Source organism: Stenotrophomonas indicatrix (assembly GCF_050573115.1).
Classification (GTDB): Bacteria; Pseudomonadota; Gammaproteobacteria; order Xanthomonadales; family Xanthomonadaceae; genus Stenotrophomonas; species Stenotrophomonas lactitubi_A.
Map to the genome: position 1 here is coordinate 1,256,955 of NZ_JBNYZT010000001.1, position 25,296 is coordinate 1,282,250.

The 25,296-nt window shown below is 67.0% G+C and carries 23 protein-coding genes and 1 tRNA gene; 12 read left to right on the forward strand and 12 right to left on the reverse strand.

What is annotated here, in order from left to right; genetic code table 11:
* Window positions 1–17 precede the first annotated feature (17 nt).
* Together rng and ACQ5SA_RS05695 are read right to left on the reverse strand one after the other, a co-directional pair.
* On the reverse strand, window positions 18–1,505 hold the full coding sequence (rng, locus tag ACQ5SA_RS05690; RefSeq protein WP_499313203.1) for a ribonuclease G: 1,488 nt from the start codon (window positions 1,503–1,505) through the stop codon (window positions 18–20).
* Window positions 1,498–2,106 carry a Maf family nucleotide pyrophosphatase gene (locus ACQ5SA_RS05695; protein WP_499313206.1) on the reverse strand — a complete coding sequence of 203 codons (609 nt, stop codon included), beginning with the start codon at window positions 2,104–2,106 and terminating at the stop codon, window positions 1,498–1,500. The genes rng and ACQ5SA_RS05695 overlap by 8 nt, the downstream gene beginning before the upstream one ends.
* A 130-nt stretch (window positions 2,107–2,236) precedes the next feature.
* Here ACQ5SA_RS05695 and ACQ5SA_RS05700 point away from each other — a divergent pair, with 130 nt between their 5' ends.
* The 4 genes from ACQ5SA_RS05700 (at window position 2,237) to arcD (ending at window position 8,387) form a co-directional block, all read left to right on the forward strand.
* On the forward strand, window positions 2,237–2,974 hold the full coding sequence (locus ACQ5SA_RS05700) for an SIMPL domain-containing protein (RefSeq protein ID WP_265953492.1): 738 nt from the start codon (window positions 2,237–2,239) through the stop codon (window positions 2,972–2,974).
* Window positions 2,975–3,195: 221 nt separating this feature from the next.
* Entirely contained in the window at window positions 3,196–3,849 is a 654-nt protein-coding gene (locus ACQ5SA_RS05705; RefSeq protein ID WP_230112773.1) for an energy transducer TonB, read from the forward strand.
* 215 nt (window positions 3,850–4,064) lie between these two features.
* Window positions 4,065–6,857, forward strand: coding sequence for a TonB-dependent receptor (locus ACQ5SA_RS05710; protein ID WP_499313208.1), 2,793 nt, complete (start codon window positions 4,065–4,067; stop codon window positions 6,855–6,857).
* A 108-nt stretch (window positions 6,858–6,965) separates the two neighbouring features.
* Window positions 6,966–8,387 (forward strand): arginine-ornithine antiporter, encoded by a 1,422-nt coding sequence (arcD, locus tag ACQ5SA_RS05715; RefSeq protein WP_499313210.1) that lies wholly within the window; start codon window positions 6,966–6,968, stop codon window positions 8,385–8,387.
* Between the two features lie 33 nt (window positions 8,388–8,420).
* Here the strand turns inward: arcD and ACQ5SA_RS05720 are convergent, their stop codons facing one another.
* The 9 genes from ACQ5SA_RS05720 to ACQ5SA_RS05760 all read right to left on the reverse strand — a co-directional run bounded on the left by ACQ5SA_RS05720 (window position 8,421) and on the right by ACQ5SA_RS05760 (window position 16,426).
* A complete protein-coding gene (locus ACQ5SA_RS05720; RefSeq protein WP_499313357.1) occupies window positions 8,421–9,347 on the reverse strand; it encodes an alpha/beta hydrolase in 927 nt (308 codons plus the stop codon).
* A 186-nt stretch (window positions 9,348–9,533) separates the two neighbouring features.
* Window positions 9,534–9,610, reverse strand: a tRNA-Asn gene (locus ACQ5SA_RS05725).
* Window positions 9,611–9,632: 22 nt separating this feature from the next.
* A complete protein-coding gene (rlmH, locus tag ACQ5SA_RS05730) occupies window positions 9,633–10,103 on the reverse strand; it encodes a 23S rRNA (pseudouridine(1915)-N(3))-methyltransferase RlmH (RefSeq protein ID WP_025879294.1) in 471 nt (156 codons plus the stop codon).
* A gap of 63 nt (window positions 10,104–10,166) precedes the next feature.
* A complete protein-coding gene (gene rsfS, locus ACQ5SA_RS05735) occupies window positions 10,167–10,580 on the reverse strand; it encodes a ribosome silencing factor (protein ID WP_099818985.1) in 414 nt (137 codons plus the stop codon).
* A 58-nt stretch (window positions 10,581–10,638) separates the two neighbouring features.
* Window positions 10,639–11,304 (reverse strand): nicotinate-nucleotide adenylyltransferase, encoded by a 666-nt coding sequence (gene nadD / locus ACQ5SA_RS05740; RefSeq protein ID WP_353100950.1) that lies wholly within the window; start codon window positions 11,302–11,304, stop codon window positions 10,639–10,641.
* 3 nt (window positions 11,305–11,307) lie between these two features.
* Window positions 11,308–12,345 carry a DNA polymerase III subunit delta gene (gene holA, locus ACQ5SA_RS05745; protein ID WP_230112778.1) on the reverse strand — a complete coding sequence of 346 codons (1,038 nt, stop codon included), beginning with the start codon at window positions 12,343–12,345 and terminating at the stop codon, window positions 11,308–11,310.
* 12 nt (window positions 12,346–12,357) lie between these two features.
* Window positions 12,358–12,933 carry an LPS-assembly lipoprotein LptE gene (locus ACQ5SA_RS05750; protein WP_353100953.1) on the reverse strand — a complete coding sequence of 192 codons (576 nt, stop codon included), beginning with the start codon at window positions 12,931–12,933 and terminating at the stop codon, window positions 12,358–12,360.
* A gap of 139 nt (window positions 12,934–13,072) precedes the next feature.
* Window positions 13,073–15,712: a leucine--tRNA ligase gene (gene leuS / locus ACQ5SA_RS05755; RefSeq protein ID WP_499313215.1), complete on the reverse strand. Its 2,640-nt coding sequence runs from the start codon at window positions 15,710–15,712 to the stop codon at window positions 13,073–13,075.
* A 105-nt stretch (window positions 15,713–15,817) separates the two neighbouring features.
* The gene (locus ACQ5SA_RS05760; RefSeq protein ID WP_499313217.1) at window positions 15,818–16,426 is read right to left on the reverse strand and encodes a DUF998 domain-containing protein; all 609 of its coding nucleotides are present in this window, start codon (window positions 16,424–16,426) and stop codon (window positions 15,818–15,820) included.
* Between the two features lie 152 nt (window positions 16,427–16,578).
* Between ACQ5SA_RS05760 and trxA the strand changes: the two genes are divergently transcribed.
* The 5 genes from trxA (at window position 16,579) to ACQ5SA_RS05785 (ending at window position 22,189) form a co-directional block, all read left to right on the forward strand.
* The gene (gene trxA / locus ACQ5SA_RS05765) at window positions 16,579–17,436 is read left to right on the forward strand and encodes a thioredoxin (RefSeq protein ID WP_353101018.1); all 858 of its coding nucleotides are present in this window, start codon (window positions 16,579–16,581) and stop codon (window positions 17,434–17,436) included.
* A 107-nt stretch (window positions 17,437–17,543) separates the two neighbouring features.
* Complete coding sequence (locus tag ACQ5SA_RS05770; protein ID WP_499313219.1) at window positions 17,544–19,244, forward strand: FecR family protein; 1,701 nt, start codon at window positions 17,544–17,546, stop codon at window positions 19,242–19,244.
* Window positions 19,241–20,875 carry a CHASE2 domain-containing protein gene (locus tag ACQ5SA_RS05775; protein WP_230112783.1) on the forward strand — a complete coding sequence of 545 codons (1,635 nt, stop codon included), beginning with the start codon at window positions 19,241–19,243 and terminating at the stop codon, window positions 20,873–20,875. Before ACQ5SA_RS05770 ends, ACQ5SA_RS05775 begins: the two co-directional genes overlap by 4 nt.
* An 88-nt stretch (window positions 20,876–20,963) precedes the next feature.
* The gene (locus tag ACQ5SA_RS05780) at window positions 20,964–21,416 is read left to right on the forward strand and encodes a DUF4442 domain-containing protein (RefSeq protein ID WP_499313222.1); all 453 of its coding nucleotides are present in this window, start codon (window positions 20,964–20,966) and stop codon (window positions 21,414–21,416) included.
* A 53-nt stretch (window positions 21,417–21,469) separates the two neighbouring features.
* On the forward strand, window positions 21,470–22,189 hold the full coding sequence (locus tag ACQ5SA_RS05785; RefSeq protein ID WP_353101026.1) for a hypothetical protein: 720 nt from the start codon (window positions 21,470–21,472) through the stop codon (window positions 22,187–22,189).
* Between the two features lie 7 nt (window positions 22,190–22,196).
* Here the strand turns inward: ACQ5SA_RS05785 and ACQ5SA_RS05790 are convergent, their stop codons facing one another.
* Window positions 22,197–23,468 carry a hypothetical protein gene (locus ACQ5SA_RS05790; protein WP_363732299.1) on the reverse strand — a complete coding sequence of 424 codons (1,272 nt, stop codon included), beginning with the start codon at window positions 23,466–23,468 and terminating at the stop codon, window positions 22,197–22,199.
* 84 nt (window positions 23,469–23,552) lie between these two features.
* Between ACQ5SA_RS05790 and ACQ5SA_RS05795 the strand changes: the two genes are divergently transcribed.
* The 3 genes from ACQ5SA_RS05795 to ACQ5SA_RS05805 form a co-directional block, all read left to right on the forward strand.
* On the forward strand, window positions 23,553–24,236 hold the full coding sequence (locus tag ACQ5SA_RS05795) for a DUF502 domain-containing protein (RefSeq protein WP_100553172.1): 684 nt from the start codon (window positions 23,553–23,555) through the stop codon (window positions 24,234–24,236).
* Entirely contained in the window at window positions 24,233–25,018 is a 786-nt protein-coding gene (locus ACQ5SA_RS05800; RefSeq protein WP_025879090.1) for a queuosine precursor transporter, read from the forward strand. Before ACQ5SA_RS05795 ends, ACQ5SA_RS05800 begins: the two co-directional genes overlap by 4 nt.
* A gap of 96 nt (window positions 25,019–25,114) precedes the next feature.
* Window positions 25,115–25,296 (forward strand): hypothetical protein (locus tag ACQ5SA_RS05805; RefSeq protein WP_499313231.1); only part of this gene is annotated, 182 nt, incomplete at its 3' end.

Consider the following 25,296-nt stretch of genomic DNA (forward strand, 5'->3'; position numbering starts at 1 on the left):
CAGACAGTCGGCCTGGATCAGAGCAGAACAACATCGAACTGCTCCTGCAGGTACTGCTCATCCGCCTGGAAGCGGATGCTCTTGCCGAGGAACTCCTCCAGTTCGGCCACCGCCGTGGATTCCTCATCGGTGATCCGCGCCACCACCTTGCTGGAGGCGATCACCAGCAGGCGCGCCGCATCGAACTGGCGCACCGCACGGGTGATCTCGCGGAAGATCTCGTAGGTCACCGTTTCGGTGGTCTTGATGGTGCCGCGACCACTGCACTGCGGGCAGGTTTCCGACAGCTGGCGCTCCAGGCTTTCCACCGTGCGCTTGCGGGTCATCTCCACCAGGCCCAGCGGCGAGAAGTCGTACACCGTGGTCTTGGCGTGGTCGCGGGCCAGCGCCTTCTCCAAGGTACGCAGCACCTGGCGGCGGTGCTCGGCGTCATCCATGTCGATGAAGTCGATGATGATGATGCCGCCCAGGTTGCGCAGGCGCAGCTGCCTGGCCACCGCCTGCGCGGCCTCCAGGTTGGTGCGGAACACCGTCTCTTCCAGATTGCGCTGGCCGAGGAACGAGCCGGTATTGACGTCGATGGTCGTCATCGCCTCGGTCTGGTCGATCACCAGGTAGCCACCGGACTTCAGCGGCACCTGTTTGTCCAGCGCACGGCCGATCTCGTCCTCGACCCCGAACATGTCGAAGATCGGACGATCACCGCTGTACAGCTCGATCTTCTCGGCCAGCACCGGCATGTACTTGGCTACGAAGGCCTGCAGCTGGGCAAAGGTCTCCTTGGAGTCCACCTTCACCTTGTCCACGTCCTTGCGGATCAGGTCGCGCACCGAACGCAGCGGCAGGCTCAGGTCTTCATAGATGTTGCTGCACGAGGCCGCCTCGCGGCCGCGGCGCTCGACCACGTTCCACACCCGTGACAGGTAGGCGATGTCTTCGGCGATGGCTTCGGCCGGCTGGCCCTCGGCATTGGTGCGCACGATGTAGCCGTAGCCGCCGTGCTGGGCCGACAGTTCGGTCACCAGCGCCTTCAGCCGCGCGCGCTCGCCTTCGTCCTCGATACGCGCCGACACGCCCACCACCTTCGATTGCGGCAGCAGCACCATGTAACGAGAGGGGATGCTGATCTGGGTGGTCAGGCGTGCGCCCTTGGTCCCGATCGGATCCTTCACCACCTGCACCACGATGTCCTGGCCGTCGCGCAGCAGCTCCACGATCGGCACGCTGGACGGCGGCGGCAGGGTCGTGTTCTCGGTGTCGACACTGGCCACCGGTGCCGGCCGCACCACGTCGTTGGCGTGCAGGAACGCGGCGCGGTCCAGCCCCACTTCGACGAAGGCCGCCTGCATGCCCGGCATGACCCGCTGCACCTTGCCCTTGTAGATGTTGCCGACCACACCCCGGCGCCAGCCGCGCTCGATGTGCAGTTCCTGCAGCATGCCGTTCTCGATCACCGCGACCCGGGTTTCGCGCGGGGTCACATTGACCAGGATTTCCTCAGACATCGGCAGCCTCCCTGGCGGCATCAGCAGTTGGGGCCAGCACGCCGCAGCGGGCCAGCAGACGATCGGTATGCAGCAACGGCAGCCCCATGACGCCGGAGTAGCTGCCGGAAAGGTGTTCGATCCAGCGTTCGGCGCCGCCCTGGATGGCATAGGCACCTGCCTTGTCCAGCGGCTCGCCGGTGGCGACGTAGGCGGCGATGTCGGCGGCACTGATCGGGGCGAAGGTGACCTCGGAAACGACCAGTTCGCTGTCCAGCCCCTGCGCGTCCACCACCACCACGGCGGTCATCACCTGATGGGTACGCCCGGCCAGCCGCGCCAGCATCGCCCGCGCGTCGGCGGCGTCGACCGGCTTGCCGAACACATCACCATCGAGCACCACTTCGGTATCCGAGCCCAGCACCCGTGCCTGCGGGTCATCGGCCAGCACCCGCGCCAGGCCGGCGCGCGCCTTGTCGGCGGCGACCCGGCAGACATAGTCCTGGGCACTTTCAGAAGCCGCACGCTGCTCGACAACCTCCAGGTCCAAGGCCTGGAAAGGGCGTCCGAGTCCGGCCAGCAGCTGGTTGCGTCGGGGGGAGCGGGAAGCAAGATAGAGCATCGACACAGCATAACCTGACGCCGGTACCTGAATCGTCGGACAATCCTTCCCCGGCGCCTGCAACCCCGAACGGACTCACAGCGCGTTCATCGCTACGACACCACCCTCACCGCCACAACAAGGAGATCCCATGCGCCGCACCGCCACCCCGCTGCTGCTTGCCCTGTCCCTCGCTCTTGGAGCTTCGATGACCGCCCATGCCGACCCGTCGTCGCCGTCGATCGCCGCCCCGGCCGAAGGCACGCTGCTGAACATCTCGGCCAACGCCGAAGCCACCCGCGTGCCGGACGTGGCCACCCTGTCGGCCGGCGTGGTCACCCAGGCCGCCGACGGCAACAGCGCGATGCGCCAGAACGCCCAGCAGATGGACAAGGTACTGGCCGCGATCAAGGCCGCCGGCATCGCCGAGCGCGACGTGCAGACCAGCGGCGTCAGCCTCAACCCGCAGTACCGTTATGCCGACAACGAAGCACCGAAGATCACCGGCTACCAGGCCAGCAACACCGTCAGCCTGAAGGTCCGCGACATCGCCAAGCTCGGCAAGGTGCTGGACGCGCTGGCCGCGCAGGGCGCCAACCAGATCAATGGCCCGCAGTTCGAGATCGACCAGCCCGAACCGGTCTATGACGAAGCCCGCCTGGCGGCACTGAAGAAGGCCCAGGCCCGCGCCCAGACCTATGCCAAGTCGCTTGGCCTGCAGGTGCGCCGTATTGTCAGCATCTCCGAGAATTCCGGTGGCGGTTTCCGCCCGATGCCGATGATGCGCGCGCAAGCCGCAGGCATGGCCATGGACAAGGCCACTCCGGTCGCCCCGGGTGAGTCGACCGTCTCGGTGAACCTGGACGTGGTGTTCGAACTGGGCCGCTGAGGCCCCTGCCCGCTTCCTGCAACGGCGCCCTGCGGGGCGCCGTTTTCGTTTCCGCCGCCGCCGCACGCGCCCCGCTAGATGAAGGCCAGCTCAACGCTGCCGCCCCTGCCTCTAGGCAGTGGTGGAGGCCGCGCGCTAATGATTGACTGCCAGCCGCGTGCGGCAACCCCGATGGCGGCTCTGGTGCGTTGAGGACTTCAACACTGGCATGGAGGTGGACCATGGTTCGTACGTATCCCGTAGTACCCCTGCACTTCGATCCCGCCCGCGTTGCCGCCTGGAGTGCGGCCATCGCCCTGCATCTGCTTGCGTTCCTGATGTTGCTGATCCCGGCGACCTACCAGGCCGTCACCGCACTTCCCCGCGACCAGACCACGATCCGGTTCATTCCGAAGGAAGAGCCCAAGATCGAGCCGCTGCCGGTGCCGCCCAAGCCCGAAAAGGTGGAGGTGGTGCAGAAGAAGCAGGCCGTGCCGGCACCGCCGACACTGCCCGCTCCCACCGCCACCGTCGAGGAGGCCCAGGGCATCATCCTGCCGGCCGCCGAGCCGACGGCGGTACAGACGGCGCCGACGATCGCCCCGTCCACGCCGTTGGCCGGTGCCCAGCTGCAGTACCGCAGCAACCCGCCGCCGAGCTACCCGATCCAGGCCCTGCGCAACCACGAGCAGGGCACGGTGCTGCTGCGGGTGGAAGTGGACCCCAGTGGCCAGCCGGTGAATGTCAGCATCGAACGCAGCAGCGGCTCGCGCAGCCTGGACCAGGCCGCCCGCCAGCAGGTGCTGCGCCACTGGCGTTTCGTGCCGGCCGAGCGTGATGGCATGGCCGTACCGGCCATCGGCATGGTGCCGGTGCAGTTCTCCCTGCCCAACTGACCCGTGGGCCGGCCCGGCACCTGCCGGGCCGGCAGTAACGGTGAATGGGCCGGAACAGGGCCAATCTGCCCGGTTATTTGAACTTCGTTGGAAAACCGTTACGAATTTAGTAAAACTTCACACCTTCGTCACCTGCCGGAAACCTAGATTGACGCGTCCCGGGACACACCGGAGACAGCCCTCAATGCTCGAGTTTTCCAGTCAGGAGAGAAGCTGTGAAACACCCGATCCAACGGCCCGCCAGCCGCCGCCGCAACCACCTGGCAACGTCCATTACCCATATCCTCACCGGCGGTGCCCTGCTGCTCGCCGGCGCCGTGGCTTCCTCCTCTGCATTCGCACAGGAACAGGCCACCAACCTTGACCGGATCACCGTCACCGGTTCGAACATCCCGCGTACCAACACCGAGACACCGTCGCCGGTGCAGGTGGTGACCCGCCAGGAAATCGATCGCACCGGCAAGACCTCGCTGGCCGAGTACCTGCAGACCATCACCGCTGACGGTGCTGGCTCCATTCCCAAGACCTTCGGCAACGGCTTCGCCGGTGGCGGCGCGGGCATTTCGCTGCGCGGCCTCGGTGCCGGCTCCACGCTGGTGCTGTTGAACGGCCGCCGCATGGCCACCTATGGCCTGGCCGATGACGGCCAGAAGGTGTTCACCGATCTGAGCACCATTCCGCTCGATGCTGTCGAACGCGTGGAAGTGCTGAAGGACGGCGCTTCGGCGATCTACGGCTCCGACGCCATCGCCGGCGTGGTCAACATCATCCTGCGCAGTGACTTCCAGGGCGTGATCCTGCGTGGTTCCTACGGCTTGTCCGGCGACAGCGATGGCGACGCCAAGAAGGCCACCCTGACCGCCGGTACCGGCGACCTGGCCAGCGATGGCTGGAACGCGTTCTTCAGCCTGGACGTCGGCAAGACCGACGCCATCAAGATCAGCGACCGCAAGAACCGCAAGTGGATCGGCACCGGCGACACCCGCCAATGGGGCTATGACAAGACCGCACAGTTCCTCGGCGGCGCATACACCCGTGGCGGCACCTCGGGCGGTTCCGGCCCGAACGGCTCCTACCTGGATGCCACCGGCCACCTGGTTCCCCTGCCCGGCTGCGCGGGCCTGACCACCATCGGTGGCCAGACCCCGGCCAGCATCGCCGCCGACGGCTGCCTGTTCGATCCGGCGCAGCAGTACCGCGACCTGATCCCGGAAGAGAAGTACGTCAACGTGTTCGGTCGCGCCAGCTTCGCCTTCGGTGAAGGCGGCGAGGTCTACACCGAGATCGGCTACTCGAAGAAACAGACGATCTTCAGCAATACCCCGTCCGGCGTATCCGGCGGCTGGGGTTACCCCGGCGGCCCGGTCAACGCGAACAGCGGCTCGGGCGCCACCACCCTCGGTGCCACCCACCCGGACAACCCGACCGGTGCGCCGGTGCGCCTGCGCTACTCGGCCTGGGACGTCGGCCCGCGCGTTACCGACAACACCAACGAGTTCAATCGCTTCCTCGTTGGCGTGAAGGGCAACTGGGGTGACTGGAGCTACGACACCGCCTACCTGCATTCGGGCACCGACCTGACCAACAAGCGCACCGGCTTCCTCAATTACGACAACGTGCGTTGTGCGCTGGCCAACCCGAACTGCGCCGGCGGCGTGTGGCGCATCGGCGACAACGCCGGCCAGAACTCGCAGGCACTGTACGACTTCATCTCGCCGATGATCAGCGCACGCGCCAAGTCCAGCCTGGACATGTTCGACTTCACCATGTCGCGCAGCCTGATGGACCTGAAGGGCGGCCCGCTGGGCCTGGCGTTCGGCACCGAGTGGCGCAAGACCAGCAACAGCCTGACCCCGCAGACCTTCACCGATACCGGCGACATCATTGGCCTGGGCTATTCGGCCTACGACGGCACCCAGAACGTCTACGCCGGTTACGTCGAACTGTCCGCGCCGGTGCTGGAGCAGTTGGAGCTGTCCGCTGCGATGCGCTACGACAAGTACGAGAGCGGTGAAGGCAAGGCCACGCCGAAGCTGGGCGTGAAGTGGACCCCGGCCGACTGGATCGCCCTGCGCGCCAGCTACGCCGAAGGTTTCCGCGCGCCGAACCCGGCCGAGAACGGTGACGGTGGCCTCGCCGCCTTCTCCACTGCCGTCGACCCGATTCGTTGCCAGATCAGCGGCAACAACGCAGCAGAGTGCGGCGCCAACTCGGTGGCGATCATCACCAAGCCGAACAAGCTGCTGAAGCCGGAAGAGTCCAAGAGTTACTCGGTCGGCATCGTGCTGCAGCCGACCTCGTCCACCTCGATGACCGTCGATGCCTGGCAGATCAAGCGCACCAACGAGATCGTGCAGGGCAGCACCTCGGCGGCGATCCTCGCCGGCAACGTCCTGCGCGACAGCAACGATCTCAATGGCGTGGCCAACAGCGGCACCATCCTGGCCGTCAACACCGCCTACGTGAATGCCAGCTCCTCGCGCGTGCGCGGTATCGATACCGACATCCGCCAGACCTTCGATATCGGCCCGGGTCAGCTGGAGCTGGACCTGCAGTGGAGCCACATCCTGAAGTTCGAGCGTACCGAAGGCGGCGACACGGTTGACTACGTGGGTACCCACGGCAACTGCGACGTCACCAACTGCATTGGCACGCCGAAGGACAAGGTCAACTTCGGCACCACCTGGAAGCAGGGGCCGTGGAGCGTCAGCGCCGTTGCCAACTACATCAGCAAGATGGAGAACAAGGACAAGCGTGGCGGCGATTACCTGGCCTTCTACGCCGATGGCGAGCCGGTGAAGAAGATTTCTTCGTTCACCACGATGGACCTGTCCGGTCGCTGGAGCATCAACGATTCGTTCGAACTCAACGCCTCGGTGGCGAACGTGTTCGATCGCATCGCCCCGCTCGATCCGACTACCTACGGCGGCGTGAACTACAACCCGATGCACTTCTCCGGTGCGCTGGGTCGCTACTTCACCGTCGGTTTCAAGTACACGTTCAAATAATCCTGCTACCGCTTCACCTGCAAAGGCCCGGGCTCATGCCCGGGCCTTTGCTTTTTTCCGCACGCGACAGCGTCCATCATGGGCACCCCGACAGCTGCGGCGCGCGTGATGCCCTCTTCCAACCAACGCCTTGGCCTGGCCGCACTGACCGCACTGGTGGTTGGCTCGATGGTCGGTGCCGGCATCTTCTCGCTGCCGCAGAACGTGGCGCGCAGCGCCGGCCCGGCCGCCGCGCTGATCGGCTGGGCAGTGAGCGGCGCCGGCATGCTGATGCTCGCCTTCGTGTTCCAGGCCCTGGCCAATCGTCGCCCCGACCTGGACACCGGCATCTATGCGTATGCGCGCGCAGGCTTCGGCAACTACATCGGATTCTCTGCGGCCTGGGGCTACTGGGTCGCTTCGGTGCTCGGCAACGCCAGCTTCTTCGTGCTGATCTTCAGCGGCCTCGGCCACTTCGCGCCGGTGTTCGGTGAAGGCAATACACCGGCCGCCATCGCCGCATCGTCCGTGTTGCTGTGGACCGTGCACCTGCTGGTGCTGCGCGGCCTGCGTACCGCCGCGATCATCAATGGCCTGGTCACCGTGGCCAAGCTGGTGCCGATCGCGCTGTTCCTGGTTCTGGCTGCCGGTGCATTCCGCATGGACGTGTTCCGCGCCGACTTCTTCGGCGCTCCCGCGCTGGGGGACATGGGTCAACAGCTGCGCGGAATGATGCTGGTCACCGTGTGGGTGTTCATCGGCATCGAAGGCGCCAGCATCTACTCGCGCCGGGCCACACGACGCGCCGATGTCGGCCGCGCCACCGTGATCGGTTTCATCGGCGTGTGGCTGCTGCTGGTGCTGGTCAGCCTGCTGTCGATGGGCGTGCTGTCGCAGGCCGAGCTGGCGGGCCTGCCCAATCCCTCGATGGCCTATGTGCTGCGTGCGATCGTTGGCGAATGGGGCGCAACGGTGATCATCATCGGCTCGATCATCTCGGTGCTGGGCGCGCTGCTGGCGTGGGTGCTGCTGTGCGCCGAAGTGCTGTTTGCCGCCGCTGGTGATGGCACGATGCCGGCGTTTCTCGGTCGCGAGAACGCGCGCGGCGTGCCCGCCAATGCGCTGTGGCTGAGCAACGGACTGATCCAGCTGTTCCTGCTGCTGGTGCTGTTCAATTCGGGCAGCTACACCAGCCTGGTGCTGCTGGCGGCGTCGATGAGCCTGGTGCCGTACTTCCTGTCCAGCGCATTCGGCGTGAAGCTGGCCTGGCAGGGCGAGGCTTACCCCAGCGCGGCCGGTGCCCGTTGGCGCGACTTCATCGTCGCGCTGCTGGCCAGCGCCTATGCGCTGTGGCTGGTGTATGCCGGTGGCCTGGACAACCTGCTGCTGTCGGTGCTGCTGTATGTGCCGGGCGTGGTGCTGTATGCAGTGACCCGGCGCCAGCGCTGCGAGCAGGTTTTCACTCGCTGGGAATGGGTGCTGTTCGGCGCGATCCTGGTGGTGGCGATCGCTACGCTGGTGGCGTTCTCGCGTGGCGCGCTGACCTTGTAAGGCCGAGCCGCGCTCGACGCTACACCCGTCGTATCAGTGCTTCGTCAGCATGCCGATGTCGTGCATCCAGCGTTCGACCAAGCTGGGCCATGCCGACACCGGCGCGTCTTTCAGGCGCAGGCCGAACGCGTGACCACCACGTGCGAACAGATGCATTTCCACCGGCACGCCGGCCTCGATCAGTGCGCGGTGATAGACCAATGCGTGACGGACATCGTCCGTCGGATCATCGGCGGCCTGCACGATGAATGTCGGCGGCACCTTGGCATCGACCACGATGTCTTTTTCCAGCGAATCATCCTTGCGTACCCAGAGATGCCCGGGATACAGCAGCATCGCGAAATCCGGCCGGCTGGACTGCACATCGGCCGCGTCCAGCGATGCATAGCTGCGCTGTGCATGCGTGCTCAACCCGGCCACCACGTGGCCGCCGGCCGAGAAGCCGATCACGCCCAACCGTTGCGGATCGATCTTCCAGCGTGCGGCCTGCGCACGCAGCAGGCCCATTGCCCGTTGCGCATCCTGCAAGGCCATCGGCACGGCCGGAATGTCGCGGCAGTTGCACTCCCGATTCCAGTTCGGCCCCGAGGCCGGTACGCGATACTTCAGCAGCGCGCAGGTGATGCCTTGTGCGGTCAGCCAATCACAGATCTCGCTGCCTTCCAGGTCCATCGCCAGCACGTTGTAGCCACCGCCCGGCACCACCATCACTGCGGTGCCGGTGGGCGAGCCTTTCGCCGGGAACACGGTGAGCGTGGGCACGGCTACGTTCTGCAGCATCATCCAGTGCTCGCCACTGGCCTTGGAGACGGTTTCGCTGACCTGCTCGGGGCCTTTCAGCTTCGGCGGTGCCATCACCTGGCCATCGGACCAGAGAGGGAATTCGGTGGTACCGGCCGGCGGGTGCCAGCTGGCAGGCGCGGCGGCTGATGCGGTAGATGGCAGCAGGGCCATCAGCAGGAGAAATGCAAAGCGAAACGCGCGCATCGTCAACATCCACGTGATGGACCTGCAGTGTAGAGTCGTGTCCGCTCGAAAGATCGCGCGCAATGCATCCACGCATGGCGTGGATCTACCGCCGCACGCGATTGCACAGCGCGGCACAACAAAAAAGGCCTGCATCTTGCGATGCAGGCCTCTTGAATGTGGCGCCCGAAGTTGGACTCGAACCAACGACCCCCTGATTAACAGTCAAGTGCTCTAACCGGCTGAGCTATTCGGGCAGACCGCCAGTATAACGACTCTTCACGCGCGATGGTAGGGGTGATTGGCCAACATCGCCGCAGCGCGATACAGCTGCTCGGCCACCACCAGGCGCACCAGCATGTGCGGCAGCGTCAGCGGACCGATCGACCACTTTTCATCGGCCAGCGCAGACACTTCCGGCGAATGGCCTTCCGGCCCGCCAATCAGGAATGCCAGGTCCCTGCCCTGTCCGCGCCAGTGCTCCAGGCGCTGTGCCAGCTGTTCGGAACTGAGCTGGCGCCCCGGTACGTCCAGTGCAACGACATAGGCATTCTTCGGCAACGCAGCGATCACCCGCTTGCCTTCGTCTTCGGTGGCGCGACGTGCGTCCCGCCCTTTGCCGCGCAGGCCGGGCTCGATCTCCACCAGCTCGAAGGGCAGCCAGTGCGAGAGCCGCTTCTGGTACTCGGCAAACCCCTGCGCCACCCAACTGGGCGCGCGTTCGCCGGTGGCGATCAGGCGGGCTTTCATCAACATTCCTCCAAAACGTCGACGGCGCCATCGGCGCCGTCGAACACTGCATCAACGAATGGCTCAGGCCACTTCGTCGTCGTCGTAGGACGGCGGCTGGTCGCCAACGGTCCACAGGCGCTCGAGTGCGTAGAACTCGCGCACGCGCGGCAGCATCACGTGCACGATGACGTCGCCCAGGTCGACCAGCACCCATTCGGCTTCACGCTCGCCTTCAACACCCAGCGGCATGACATCGATCTTCTTGGCGAAGCGCACGACCTCGTCGGCGATGGACTTCACATGGCGGGTCGAAGTACCCGACACGACCACCATGTAGTCGGCGACGCTGGACTTGCCGCGTACGTCGATCTCGACCGGGTCCTTGGCCTTCAGGTCTTCGGTGGCTTGACGGACGCTGGCCAGCAGTTCCGGCACGGAGGGCGGCGGGCTGGGCAGATCGACCTTGATGGTCTGGGGCTGGGTCTGGTTGCTCAAAGCGGGTCGACTCGATAAACGTGGGGGCGATTATACGGGCACAGCGCGGCAACCGTATTCACGAGGTGGAGGGGCGGTACAGGCCGTGGCCAGAAACATAGTCGGCCACCGCCGGCGCCAGCATGGCCCGCCAGGGGCCGCCCGCGGCGATCTGGGCGCGCACGGCGCTGGCCGATTCCTCGCGCAACGGGTGGTGCAGGCGCAGGATGCGGCCGGCCGGGCTGGCAAACAGGGCCTGCTCGTTGTCGGCCCAGCGCCCCTCGGTGGCCTGTCCCAGGGCGCCGTCGACACTGGCCCGCAGCGGACTGCCCGGCCGCTCGGCGACGATGAAATGGGCCAGCCCGAACAGTGACTGCCACTCATGCCAACGGGTCAGGCCCAGCAGGCTGTCGGCCCCCACCAGCCACGCCAGTGGGCGGCTGGGTCCAAGTTCGGCGCGCAGTTCGCGCAGGGTATCGACCGTGTAGGAAGGCCTGCCGGGAAAGCGCGCCGCCCGATCCAGCTCACGCCGATCCAGCAGCAGGCCCGGCTCATCGCCGATGGCCAGGCCGAGCATGGTGCAGCGCTGTTCAGCGGTCGCGCCCGGCACCGCGCGGTGCGGCGGGTCGGCGGCAGGCAGCATGCGCACCGCCACCTGCAGTTCATCGCGCGCAGCGCGCGCGATCGCCAGATGGCCCAGATGCACCGGGTCGAAGGTGCCTCCGTAATAGATCCGCAGGCTCATGGCTCAGGCCCGGGCGAGCAGCCGTACCGCGCGCGCCTCGGCCACCGCCACCAGCAGGCGCTCAAGTGCGAGCCAGGCATCGCCGTCGGCGCGCCCCTTGGCAATGCGGTCAACCAGCCCTGCCTCGGCCACGAAGCGCTCCCAGCGCTTGCCTTCCGGATGCCGCTGCAGCGCACGCTTGTAGGGTGCCTGCCGCGATTCCCAGATACCGCGGGATTTCATCTCCGCAGCCAGATTGCCGCCGCGTGCCTGTACCCGTGCCAGGCCGGCACCGGCCAGCAGCTCGCGGATCACGATCGGCATCAGCGCCGCCACCGCCTCGCCTTCGCCGCGCAGACCGGCCAGCATCCTCAGCACCGCCTGTGGCTGGCCGGAGAACGTTGCCTCCACCAGCCGGAACACGTCGTAGCGGGCGGCATCGGCCACCAGCGATTCCATCCGTTCCACGTCCAGGGTCTGGCCATCGGCCAGCAGCGCCAGCTTGTCGATCTCCTGCGCAGCGGCCAGCAGGTTGCCTTCCACGCGCTCGGCCAAGCGCTGCACGGCGGCAGGTTCGGCGCGCAGGCTTCTGCTGCGCAGGCGTCGTTCGATCCAGTCCGGCAGCTCATGTGGCTTGATCGCCCAGGCCACCGACAACACGCCGACACGGTTCACCGCCTCGGCCCATTTGCCCTGGTGGGCCTTGCTCCATTCATTGGTGGTGATCATCAGGATCACGTCCGGCGCCGGGTTGGCGCAGAACTGGCTGATCACCTCACCGCCTTCCTTGCCCGGCTTGCCACTGGGCAGACGCACTTCCACCAGACGGCGGGCGCTGAACAGGCTGGGGGCATGGAAGCTGGCGTCGAGCTGGTTCCAGTCGAAATCGCGGCCGTCGGCGTCAAATACTTCGCGCTCGTCGATGCCGGCCGCGCGTGCGCGGGCACGCACGGCGTCAGCCGCCTCCAGCACACGCAGTGTTTCCGGGCCGGCGATCAGATAGACCGGCGCCAGCGCCGTGTCAGCACCCTGCCCGGCCAGCTGTTCCGGTCGCAGCTCCATCAGACGCCCGGCTCAGTGCTTGACGGCGGGTGCGGGCTCGACCGGATCGCGCTCGACCGGCTTCGGTGCCGACAGGCTGCCGCCCTTTTCCAGTTCGGCGCGGACCACGCTGTCGATGCGGCGGATGATCGAGGCGGACATTTCCCGGCGCAGTTCATCGGCCAGGATCTCGCGCTCGGTGGTAGTACCGGTGGCGTCGGTCGGCGGCGACACGTAGTCGCGCGACAGTTCGATCACCTGCTGCGGCACCAGTTCGCTGCCATCTTCGCGGCGGAAGATGAAGATCACGGCGTAGCGCAGGCTGTATTCCTGTGCGCGGCCCTGCGAGTCGATGGCGATGGGCAGGTCGCCCCAGCGTTCGGACAACACCTGCAGCTGGGCATTGGGGCCCTTGCTGTCCTCATCGGCCAAGCGCGCACCGGATGCCAGCAGGCTGCGGTTCAACAGCTTGACCAGCTCGCTGTAGGGCGCGGTGGATACCACCTTCACCGGCGCCGTATCGGTCGGCAGCATCAGCTTGTTGCGCAGGTGGAAACCGCAGCCGGCGAGGCCGAGGACGAGAACGAGGGCAAGCAGGATTCGGGTCATGTAGACAGTCTGGCGGAGCCGGGCGATCACGGCAACAGACAGGGTGCCCGAGGCCGCGTGAACGCAGGGCCATCGGCCGGGCGCGCCCGGCGTGGCGACAACGCACCGGCCGCCACGAGGGCGGCCGGTGCCAGGTACATCAGGCAGCGACGATGTTCACGATCTTGCCGGGAACGATGATGATCTTGCGCACCGTCAGGCCTTCCAGGAACTTGGCCGCGTTCGGCTCGGCCAGGGCCAGCGCTTCGATCTGCTCACGCGCGGCATCGGCCGCCACCTCGATGGTGCCACGCAGCTTGCCGTTGACCTGCACGGCCAGGGTCAGCGCGTCGCGTACCAGCGCGCTGCTGTCGGCCTGCGGGAACGGCTGGTCTTCCAGCAGCGTTTCGCCATGCCCCAGCACCTGCCACAGGGCGTGGCTGGCGTGCGGAGTGATCGGGTTGAGCAGCAGCACGATGGCCTGCAGTGCTTCCTGGCGCACGGCGCGCCCCTGTTCACTGCCGTCCTCGAACTTGGCCAGCGCGTTCATCAGCTCCATCACCGCAGCAATGGCGGTGTTGAAGCTGTGGCGGCGGCCGTAGTCGTCACCGACCTTGCCGATGGTCTCGTGCGTCTTGCGGCGCAGGGCCTTCTGGCTGGCATCCAGCGCAGCCGCGTCGAGCGCCGGTGCGGCACCGTCGGCAGCGTGCTTCTGCACCTGTGCCCACAGGCGGCGCAGGAAACGGGCCATGCCGTCCACGCCGGCTTCGTTCCACTCCAGCGACTGTTCCGGCGGTGCGGCGAACATCGAGAACAGGCGCACGGTGTCGGCGCCGTACTTGCCGACCATCGCCTGCGGGTCCACGCCGTTGTTCTTCGACTTGGACATCTTCTCGGTGCCGCCAACCACCACCGGCTGACCGTCGGCGATCAGGGTGGCGCCGGTGATGCGGCCGCGCTCATCGCGCTGCACGTCCACGTCGGCCGGGTTGATCCAGTCCTTCGAGCCGTCCGGGTTCGGGCGGTAGTAGGTCTCGGCGATCACCATGCCCTGGCACAGCAGATTGCGCGCCGGCTCGTTGCTGTCCACCATCCGCGCGTCGCGCAGCAGCTTGTGGTAGAAGCGGAAATACATCAGGTGCAGGATCGCGTGCTCGATGCCACCGATGTACTGGTCCACCGGCAGCCAGTAGTTGCCACGCTTGTCGACCGCATCACGGGCGCCCGGCGAGGTGTAGCGGGCGTAGTACCAGCTCGACTCCATGAAGGTGTCGAAGGTGTCGGTCTCACGCTCGGCCGCGCCGCCGCAGTCCGGGCAGGTGGTCTTGCGCCATTCCGGATCGGCCTTGATCGGCGAACCGGTGCCGACGAAGTTGACGTCTTCAGGCAGCACCACCGGCAGCTGATCTTCCGGCACCGGCACCGCGCCACACTTGTCGCAGTAGATCACCGGAATCGGGCAACCCCAGTAGCGCTGGCGGCTCACGCCCCAGTCGCGCAGACGGTAGTTCACGCGGCGCTGGCCCTGGGCCTTGCGCTCGAACCGTTCGGCCAGTGCTTCGAAGGCACCCTGGAAGTCCAGGCCGTCGAACTCTTCGGAGTTGACCAGTTCGGTTTCGCGGGTCTTGTCGCCGTACCAGTCCTGCCAATGCGTCGCGTCGTAGGCGCCCTCGTCCTTGCGCAGCGACTTCAGCGCGATGACCTGGCGGATCGGCAGGTTGTACTTGTTGGCGAACTCATTGTCGCGCTGGTCATGGCCCGGTACGGCCATCACCGCGCCGGTGCCGTAGCCCATCAGCACGAAGTTGGCTACCCACACCGGCACCTGGGCACCGGTCACCGGATGCACGGCGCGCAGGCCGGTATCCATGCCGCGCTTTTCCTGGGTTTCCAGTTCGGCCTCGGACACGCCGCCCTGCTTCATTTCCGACAGCAGCGCAGCCAGTTCCGGGTTGTTCTTCGCGGCATGCAGGGCCAGCGGGTGTTCGCCGGCGATCGACACGAAGGTCACGCCCATCACGGTATCCGGGCGCGTGGTGAACACGCGCAGCGGATCCAGTGCGGCGCCATCGACGTCGCGCACATCAAACTGGATTTCCAAGCCTTCGGAACGGCCGATCCAATTGCGCTGCATGGTCTTGACCGAGTCTGGCCAGCCATCCAGCTCATCCAGGCCGTCCAGCAGTTCCTGGGCGTAATCGGTGATGCGCAGGAACCACTGCGGGATCTCGCGCTTTTCCACCAGCGCGCCGGAGCGCCAGCCGCGGCCGTCGATGACCTGCTCGTTGGCCAGCACGGTCTGGTCGACCGGGTCCCAGTTCACCACCGCGTTGCGGCGGTAGGCCAGGCCCTTGCGCATCAGGCGGGTGAACATGCGCTGCTCGTGGACGTAATAGTCCGGGCGGCAGGTGGCGAACTCGCGCGACCAGTCGATGGCATAGCCCAGCGACTGCAGCTGGCTGCGCATGTGGTCGATGTTCTTGTAGGTCCAGGCCGCCGGCGCGGTCTTGTTCTTGATCGCGGCGTTTTCCGCCGGCAGGCCGAACGCGTCCCAGCCCATCGGCTGCAGGACGTTGTGGCCGGTCATGCGCTTGTAGCGGCTGATCACGTCGCCGATCGTGTAGTTGCGCACGTGGCCCATGTGCAGCGCACCGGACGGATACGGAAGCATCGACAGGCAGTAGTACTTCGGCTTGTCCGAGGCTTCATCGACCTCGAAGGCACGGGTAGCGTCCCAGTACTGCTGGGCGGCGGATTCAACCTGCTGCGGATCGTAAACGTTGGGTTCGACGCTGGTCATGTAACACGCGGTTGCGGCGGCAAAGCGGTACAGCGTACCGCAGTGCGGCAAATGGCTCCAATCCCGCCTGCCGGGCCGGCGCGCGGCGAGGCGCTGGAACGCGTCTCAGCGCCTGCGCGACAGCGGCAGGACCAAGGCCAGCCACAGCGCCCAGCAGGCAAAGGCCAAGCGCTGCGCCAGCGCCGCCGGCAGTACCCCCGGCAGGCCGAACGCGAGCAGGCCAGCGCCGATGCCACAGGCCAGCGACAGCAGGCCCAGCCTGCGCCCTCCCGGATGCCGCAGTCGCGCCGCCCCCAGCAGCACGCTGCCTGCGACAAAAGCCAGCGCCCAGACCATCCACACGCTGGCGTGCAGCTTGCTGGCCGGGCCCTGCATGTCCATCTGGTCCTCGAAATCCAGCGGCAGCAGGCCCATGGCGATGAAGGCAAGCGCGGCCAGCAGCAGCATCTGGCTGCCCACGCGTGCCGTCCAGGCAGCGTCCACCGGCAGTTGCCGACGCAGGCGCTCGGCCACCACGACCGCCAGCGCGCCCGGCAGCACCAGACCCAGCAGGTTGAATCCCAGCGCATGGGGGATGCCGCGCGCGCCCAGCCACGTCACCGGATGCAGCGCCTGCGAATAGTCCGGCAGGGCCGCACCGAAGCCGGCCACCGACAGCACGAACAGGGCTGCGGCGAGCACGCCGACCCAACGATCCAGCCGAACCACGGACATCGCAGCCACTCTCCAGAAGAACATCAGGGCATTGTCGCGGCAGCTGGCAACTCCGCCAAGCTGTCCGGAATTTCATCGAGGTGTGGTCCCAGGGTTGAGACCGACAGTCTTCGTCACCATAGAATCGGTCTCCAGATGCCGAACGATGCCCCATGACCGAGACGACCTACGTATTCGACGCCACCACCGCTACCTTCGAGGCGGACGTGCTGCAGAAGTCGCTGCAGACGCCGGTCCTGGTGGACTTCTGGGCCACCTGGTGCGAACCGTGCAAGACCCTCGGCCCGATGCTGGAAAAGCTGGCCGGCGAGTACAACGGCGCGTTCGAACTGGCCAAGGTCGATGTGGACAAGGAACAGCAGATCGCGGCCGCCTTCCAGATCCGTTCGGTGCCCACCGTGTTCCTGGTCAAGGGTGGACAGCTGGTGGACGGCTTCCCCGGCGCCCTGCCGGAAGGCCAGCTGCGTGAATTCCTCGCCCAGCACGGCGTTGTGCCGGCCGATGTCGGCGACGCCATTGCCGAGGAGGAGGCCCCGCTCGACCCGCAGGCGCAGGTGGACGTGCTGCGCGCGCAGATCGCCGCCGAACCAGACAAGGACGAGCTGAAGCTCGACCTGGCCCTGGCCCTGCTGCAGGTTGGCGGCGTGGACGAGGCCGCTACCCTGATCGACGCCCTGCCCGCCAACCTGGCCACCGACGACCGCGCCGTGCGTGGCCGCGCCCGCCTCACCTTCGCCGCCGCGCTGAAGGATGCCCCGCCCGCTGAAGTGCTGGAGGCGCGCATCGCCGCCGACGGCAAGGACCTGCAGGCGCGCCACCTGCGTGGTGTGCAGCTGTTGCTGGCCGGCGAAGACGAAGCCGCACTGGAACAGTTCCTGGAGATGCTGCGGATCGACCGCGGTTTCCAGGAAGGACTGCCGCGCAAGGCGCTGATCGATGCCTTCAACGTCATCGCCGACGAAGACCTGGTCGGCCGTTCGCGGCGCCGGATGGCCTCGCTGCTGTTCTGAACGGCACCGGCATCGTTCAGAATCCCTGCACTGAACGCGGGCAATAATGCCCGCGATGGTGGCCCCCAGGGCCGCCACGATCCGTTCGGGGGGATGAGGTCGGGGCCATGGGGTCTTGCAGCTGCGCCCCCGCTTTGCCGGGACAGCAATCCGTGACCGTTGGCCGCTCGTCGTCTTTCATCATGCGTTTCCTGCGCACACTGCTGTGCGCCCTCTGCCTGTTGCCGGCGTTTGCCGGCGCGCAGGACTGGAACTATCGGGTGCGCCCCGGCGATACCCTGTGGGACCTGGGCGAGGCCTACCTCAAGCCCAGCGTGGGCTGGCAGCAGCTGCAGCAGCACAACCGCATCGACAATCCGTACCGGCTGCCACCGGGCGAACTGCTGCGCTTCCCGATCGGCTGGTTGCGCATCGAACCCGCACCGGCGCGGGTACTGGCGGTGCGTGGGCAGGTTGAACTGAGCGCGGCCGATGGCAGCAGCAGCCGCGCCGTGCGCGCAGGCGAACAACTGCATATCGGCGATGCGATCCAGACGAAGGCGGAGTCCAGCATCACCCTTGAATTCGCCGACGCGTCGCGGTTGCAGCTGCGCGAGCACTCACGCCTGCGCCTGGACCAGCTCAGCCGCTATGGCCGCACCGGCATGGTCGATACCCGACTGCGCCTGCAGCAGGGGCGCGCCAGCAACCGGGTCACCCCCGCGCGCGGGCCCGCCTCGCGTTACATCATCGATGCGCCCACGGCCACCAGCAGCGTGCGCGGCACCGTGTTCCGGGTCAGTGCCGGCGATGATGCCCATGCCGGTGCCACCGAAGTACTGGAAGGCAAAGTGCAGGTCGGCAACCCGCATGGCCAGCGCCTGGTGCACCCCGGCCAGGCCAGTCGCAGCGCGGGCAGCGAGACAGCACCCGAAGCGGTTTCCGGCCTGCTGCCGGCACCGCACCTGCGCGCCGATTCGACCCGCCTGGGTGCCCTGCCGGCCCAGCTGGCGTGGGAACCGGTGACGGGTGCCGATCACTACCGGGTCGAAGTCGTGCAGGCCGCCACCCCGGAAATCCTGTTGTTTGCCGCCACCACCACCGAAACCCGGCTGCTGATCGGCGAGCTGCCGCCGGGAGCGCTGCGTCTGCTGCTGCGCGCGGTGGATGCACAAGATGTGGAAGGCCTCGATGCCAGCGAGGATTTCCTCCTTGGCGACCAGCCGCCACCGCCGCTGACCATTTCCCCGGTACAGGGACAGACGGTCAACAGCGATCGGCCGCGCTTCCACTGGAGCCAGGCGCCGGGTGCCAGCAGCAGCGTGCTGCAGGTTGCCGACGAGCCGCAGTTCCTGCAGCCGCTGCGCGAGCAGCGTACCGGCGACACCGACCTGCGCCTGGGCGAGCCGCTGCCTCCCGGCCAGTACTACTGGCGGATCGCTTCGCGTGATGATCAGGGTCACCAGGGTCGCTATGGCCAGGCGTTGACGCTGCAGTTGACCAATGAACCCGTGGACCCGGCACTACAGCCGCCCGAGGCCACCGATGGCGAGCTGACCCTGCGCTGGCAGGCGGGAAGCGATGGCCAGCGCTACCGGGTGCAGGTCGATCGTCGCGGTGATTTCAACGCGCCGCTGGTCGATACCACCGTTGACGAACCGCAGGTCAGCTTCAAGCGACCATGGCGCGGCACGCTGCACATCCGTGTGCAGTACATCGACGACGACGGCCACGCTGGCCCGTTCTCGCCTGCCCAGCAGGTCAAGCTGCCGTGCCGCCTGTGCTACGGCGCGGGCGGCGGTGTCCTGCTGCTGTGGCTGTTGCTGTGAGGCGTTCGCCGCTGCCGTGGTCGCGACGGATCCTGCTGGCGTTGCTGGCAGGTGTAGCGACTGCGGTGGTCAGCCATGGCCAATGGCTGTGGCGACAGGACGAAACGGCGTACGACATGATGGTCGGCAGCTGGGATTACCGTCCCGACCCCAGCGTGCTGATCGTCGCCATCGACGAAGGCAGCCTGCAGCGGCTGGGCCAATGGCCGTGGCCGCGCTCGGTGCATGCGCGCCTGCTGGACCGCCTGACCGACGCTGGTGCCGAGCGCGTCGCGCTGGACCTCATGCTGTCCGAGCCCGACCGCCGCGATGCACGCCAGGACGCCGAACTGGCCGCTGCGATCCGTCGCAACGGCCGCGTGGTGCTGCCGGTGCTGGCCGCGCCGGCCGCCGGCGACCGCATGGCCGAGGAGATGCTGCCCATCCCGCTGATTGCTGCCAGCGCTGCCGCCATCGGCCACAGCGACGTTGAGGTCGATGGCGATGGTGTCGCCCGTGGAATCTACCTGCATGCCGGCATCGGCCAAGCGCACTGGCCGGCGCTCGGCCTGGCGTTGACCGGTCTGCCGCCGCAGCGCGCTCAGGGCCTGCCTGACCCCGACCCCGCGCTGGATTCGCCCTATCAATGGCGCCGCAACGACTACGTGCGCGTGCGCTATGCCGGGCCGCCCGAACGCTTGCCGCAGGTGTCCTACGCCGATGTCCTGGAGGGACGCGTGGATGCATCGATGCTGCATGGCAGGCGCATCGTGGTCGGCATGACGGCCAGTGGCATCGCCCCCCGCCTGTTGACACCCACCACCCGCGAATACTGGATGAGCGGCAGCGAGTACCAGGCCAACATCGCCTCGATGCTGCTGCAGGACAAACAGATCGACGTGTTGCCCCGCGCCTGGCAGGACACCCTGGCCGGCCTGCTGGTGGCAATGTGCGTACTGCTGCTCGGGCTGCGCCTGCCCTGGGTGGTTGCGCTGTGCTCGCTGCCGGCCGCGCCGCTGCTGAGCTGGCTGCTGCTGCGCACCGGCAGCCTCTGGTGGGCGCCGGCCAGCGCACTGCTCGGCATCGTGCTGGTGCTGACGGCGTGGGCGACCTGGCGCATCGCCTCCTGGCACCGCCAGGCCAACCGTGATGCGCTGACCGGGCTGGGCAACCGCCTGCGCTTCGAACAATCGCTGCAACAGGAATGTGATGCGGCGCGCCGCAGTGGCAAGCCACTGACCCTGGCCCTGATCGATGTCGACCACTTCAAGCACCACAACGATCGTCATGGCCACCAGGTCGGTGATCGCGTGTTGTGCGAAGTGGCCCGCCTGATCCAGGCGCATGCCCGCCGCCCCCGTGACATGGCCGCGCGCTATGGCGGCGACGAGTTCGCACTGGTGCTGCCCGATACCCCGGTGGAAGGCGCACGGCAGGTGATCGAAGACCTGATCTCCTGCATACGCGCCCTGCCGCCGCCCGGCGATGGCAGCGACACAGGTGTCACCCTGACCATCGGCGTCTATACCCGCGTGCCGGACAGCGACCTGCAACCGCATCATTTCGTCGAAGGCGCTGACAACGCGCTCTACCGTGCCAAGGACAATGGCCGCGACGGCTATGTGATCGACGGCGGTACGCCCGAACCGTAGCGCCCGGCAGGTCTGATACGCCCCCACGGGCTACAACATACGCATGCGAATGGTTAGACTGGATCCCCGCCCCCTGCCCGGTTCCCGCATGAAAGCCAGCACGTTCCGCTTCGGCATCAATCTGTGGCCACCGTTCCTGTTCACCGGCATCCATGTCACACGGATCACCCCGGACTACCGGCAGATCGACGTGGAACTGCGCCTGCGTCCCTGGAACCGCAACTACGTCGGCACACACTTCGGCGGCAGCCTGTTCGCGATGACCGATCCGTTCTGGATGCTGGGCCTGATGCACACCCTGGGCCGTGACTATTACGTCTGGGATCGCGCCGGTGCGATCGATTTCCTCAAGCCCGGCCGCGGCACAGTACGCACGTCCTTCCGCATCGACGACGCCCTGTTGGATGAACTGCGTACGGCGGCGGCCGGTGGCGAAAAAGTGCTGCGCTGGTTCAGCAACGACGTGGTCGACGAAGCCGGCGAGGTCGTTGCGCAGGTACGCAAGCAGGTCTATGTGCGCTTGAAGCCACACGTACGGTAAAGCAGGCCGGCTGACGTCCCGCTATCCTCTGCAGCCTTGCCATGGAGGCTGCAATGCGCCTTTTCGTCCTTGCTGCGGCGCTGACCGCCCTGCCCGTTGCCGCCACCGCACTGGATGTGCCGCCGGTGCGCTACCCCACCCTGCCGGCGCACGCCGCTACGGCCGAGGGGTTCGTACCTGCCGGCTGGGCGCTGGAATACAGGATTGAAGGCGACCTCGACCAGGACGGGCGCAGCGACCTTGCGCTGGTGCTGCGCCAGCAGGACCCGCGCAACATCATCGAGCACGATGGGTTCGGGCCGTCGCCGTATGACAGCAACCCGCGCATCCTCGCCATCGCTTTTGCGCGCCCCTCCGGTTACGTGCTGGCCGCGCAGAACCACACCCTCATTCCACGCCCGGACTCGCCCGTGCTCAGCGATGCGCTGGCCGAAGGCACCGGCGTGTCGATCCAGCGCGGCGCACTGCGGGTGGGGCTGTACTCGTTCTCCAGCGCGGGCAGCTGGTCGACGAGCACCACCACATTCACGTTCCGCTGGCAGGAAGGCGCCTTCGCGCTGATCGGCTACGACCGCGACTCGATGATGCGCAATTCCGGACAGACCGAAGGCCTCAGCGTGAACTTCTCCACCGGCAAGGTGAAGCTGACCGAGGGCAGCATGCAGGACGACAAGGAACAGGTGCGCTGGCAGACCCTGCGTGACCGCAGGCGCTGGACGCTGGACGGCGTTGGCGATGGCTGGGCGTTCAATCCGCTCGGCGACAGCGACTGAGCCCGGGTCAGTCAGCCCGCAAGGGCATCGACAGATACGGGCCCTCGCCTTCGCGCGCCGGTCCGCGCCTCAGCAGCTGCAGGTGGCGACCGTCGGCAGACAGTGTTGGCGTGCGCGCCTGCGAACGCCACTGCGCCGGCAACCGCGCCAGTGCCTCGTCGGGTGGCCCGGCCTGTTGCCGCAGCCAGCGCTGCGCGCCAAGCAGGCGGATCATCGCCGCTGCGTCCTGGCTGCGCGTCGCGTACTGTGCGTGGGACGGCCCGGCGATGGCGCTCAATGTGCATCCCAGCGGATTGGCCACGCAGCCCACTTCCCATCGGGGCGGTGGCGGGGCAAGGAGCGGGACATCGGCTGCCAGCGCCTTCACTGCAGCAGGGCGACATGCCCAGCCGAAATTGCCGGCGATCCGGGCCAGGGTGTGGTCGCGATCCAGCAGCAGGCGGCTGCCTGCTGTCTGCGTGGACGCCTCGATGGCGGCCTTGTTCATCGCGAATTCGCCCTGCATCGCATGACACAGGCTCTGCTCGTCGGCTTCCAGCGGCTGCAGCGCCACCTCGCAGGAGACGGGCAGCACGTAATCCGGTGATTGCTCGACCAGCATGTCACCCAGCAATGCGGCATGGATCCTCACCACGGCGGCACCCATCATGCTGTCCACCAGCGTGCTGCCGGTGCGCATCATCCGCCGCCCGAACTGAACCGATCTGCAGCCTGCCTCGACGGCACCGGCAACATCGCCCTGCAGATAGGCCAGTGCCTGCGCACTGGTGCCATCCAACAGCGGCGTGTACGCCGGTAGTGGCAGGAGCTCGCTTTCGAAGGGCTGGAACGGGGAATCGAAACGATCGTAGTCCGCCATCCGCGCCAGTCGCTCGTGCAGGCCGGCATGCCCGGCGTGGGCGTCAGCGAAGCGCTGCGGATCAGCGCGTACCTGTGCCAGGCAGCCGACGGGCCCGACGGCACAACGACCTGCCCCATCCAGCTTCAACGGTGCGTGCGCGGCCGCCAGCAACGACGTGTGCGACGCCTGCGACGGCGAGGCCTGCCAGCGCCGCAGATCTTCGGCCAACGCCGCCTCACGTTGGGCCTGGTCCAGCCCATCGAAGGGCAGCGTCCACAGCAGGGCGAAGCCGTTGCGACCTTCGTTGGGTTGCACGGCCTCAAGCAGACGCCTGTCTTCCCGCTGGGCGGCCGACAACGGCCAGTACCTCGACAGCAGCCATGCCGCGACGGCCATCACCAGCAGACCCAGCATTGCCCAGCTCAACCACCGCAGCATCCTCAACACGGTATCCTTTCCCTGTATGGCCTGCACCGCCAACGGACAGCGTAAACGAGCGGCCGCGACCGCTACAATGCGCGCATGTCGCTCGAAGCCCCCGCCCTGGTTCCCCGCCCCTCCCTGCAGCGCCTGTTCCTGACCGGCCTGCTGACCCTGTTGCCGATCTGGCTGACCTGGGTGGTGGTCAAATTCGTGTTCGTGCTGCTGTCGGGCATCTCCAGCCCGCTGGTGGTGCCGCTGTCCGAACAGATCGCGACCAACTTCCCGCATTACCTCGGCTGGGTCCGCGCCGAATGGATCCAGAACACCATCGCCCTGCTGGCCACCCTGCTGGTGATCCTGGCGGTGGGCGTAGCCAGCCGTCGCGTGGTCGGCCAGCGCCTGCTGCGCTGGGTCGGTGCGGTCATCAAGCGCATTCCGCTGGCCAGCATCATCTATGACAGCGCCAAGAAGCTGCTGGACATGCTGCAGACCGAGCCGGGCAGCACCCAGCGCGTGGTGCTGATCGACTTCCCGCACCGCGACATGAAATCGGTCGGCCTGGTCACCCGGGTCATCAAGGAACAGGGCACCGACCGCGAACTGGCGGCCGTCTATGTACCGACCACGCCGAACCCGACCTCGGGCTATCTGGAGATCGTGCCCGTCGAACTGCTCACCCCGACCGACTGGACGGTGGACCAGGCGATGAGCTTCATCATTTCCGGCGGTGCAGTGGCGCCCTCCAGCGTTCCGTTCACCCGCGCTGGCGATCGTTCCGAATGAGCGAGGCGTCGCACGCGCGCCCGCTGCAGGACCGCGCGGTCCTGCTGTTCATCGTGCTGGCCGCGTTCTTCTGTGGCAACGCCGTACTGGCCGAACTGATCGGGGTGAAGATCTTCGCCCTGGAAGACACCCTCGGCATCGACCCGCTGAACTGGAACCTGTTCGGCCAGACCGGCTCGCTGAGCTTCACCGCCGGCACGCTGCTGTGGCCGGTGGTGTTCATCATGACCGACACCATCAACGAATTCTTCGGCAAGCGCGGGGTGCGTTTCATCTCGTGGCTGGCGGTGGTGCTGATCGCCTACGGTTTCCTGTTCGCCTTCGCTGCGATCTCGCTGGCACCGGCCAGCTGGTGGGTGACCTCGATGGATGCCCACGGCGTGCCCGACTACCAGGCCGCGTTCGCGGCGGTGTTCGGACAGGGCATGTGGACCATCGCCGGCTCGCTGGTGGCGTTCCTGTTCGGCCAGTTGATCGACGTGGCGGTGTTCCATCGCATCCGCCAGGCCACCGGCGAGCGCCATGTATGGCTGCGTGCCACGGGTTCCACCGCAGTCTCGCAGCTGGTGGACAGCTTCGTGGTGATCTGGATCGCCTTCGTGCTCGGCCCGCAGCACTGGCCGACATCGCTGTTCCTGGCGGTGAGCAGTGTCAACTACGTCTACAAGATGGGCTTTGCGATCGCCCTGATTCCGTTGCTGTACCTGATGCGGCGTGCAATCACCCGCTATCTGGGCGAACACCGCGCCGCCGACCTGCGCGCTGCGGCCGCGGCTGACTGAAGCCCCAGCGGCGCGCAAGCTGACTGCGCCCTCACGCTGGCCGTACGCGCGCGGATCGTGCAAGCTCCACGGTCTGTGTTCCACGGAAGCTTCTTGATGCCGTATTCCCCCCGCGTCCTGGCCGCCGCCATCGCCGCGTTGTTCCTGTTCAGCGCCGTTCCGCCGGCCGAAGCAGCGAAGAAGAAGGGCAGCCGCCCCGCCGCCGCGCAGACCCGCCAGGCGGCCAAGCCGAAGGCCCGCGCCGGCACACGTGCCACCCCGCCGGCCCGCGGCAGCTC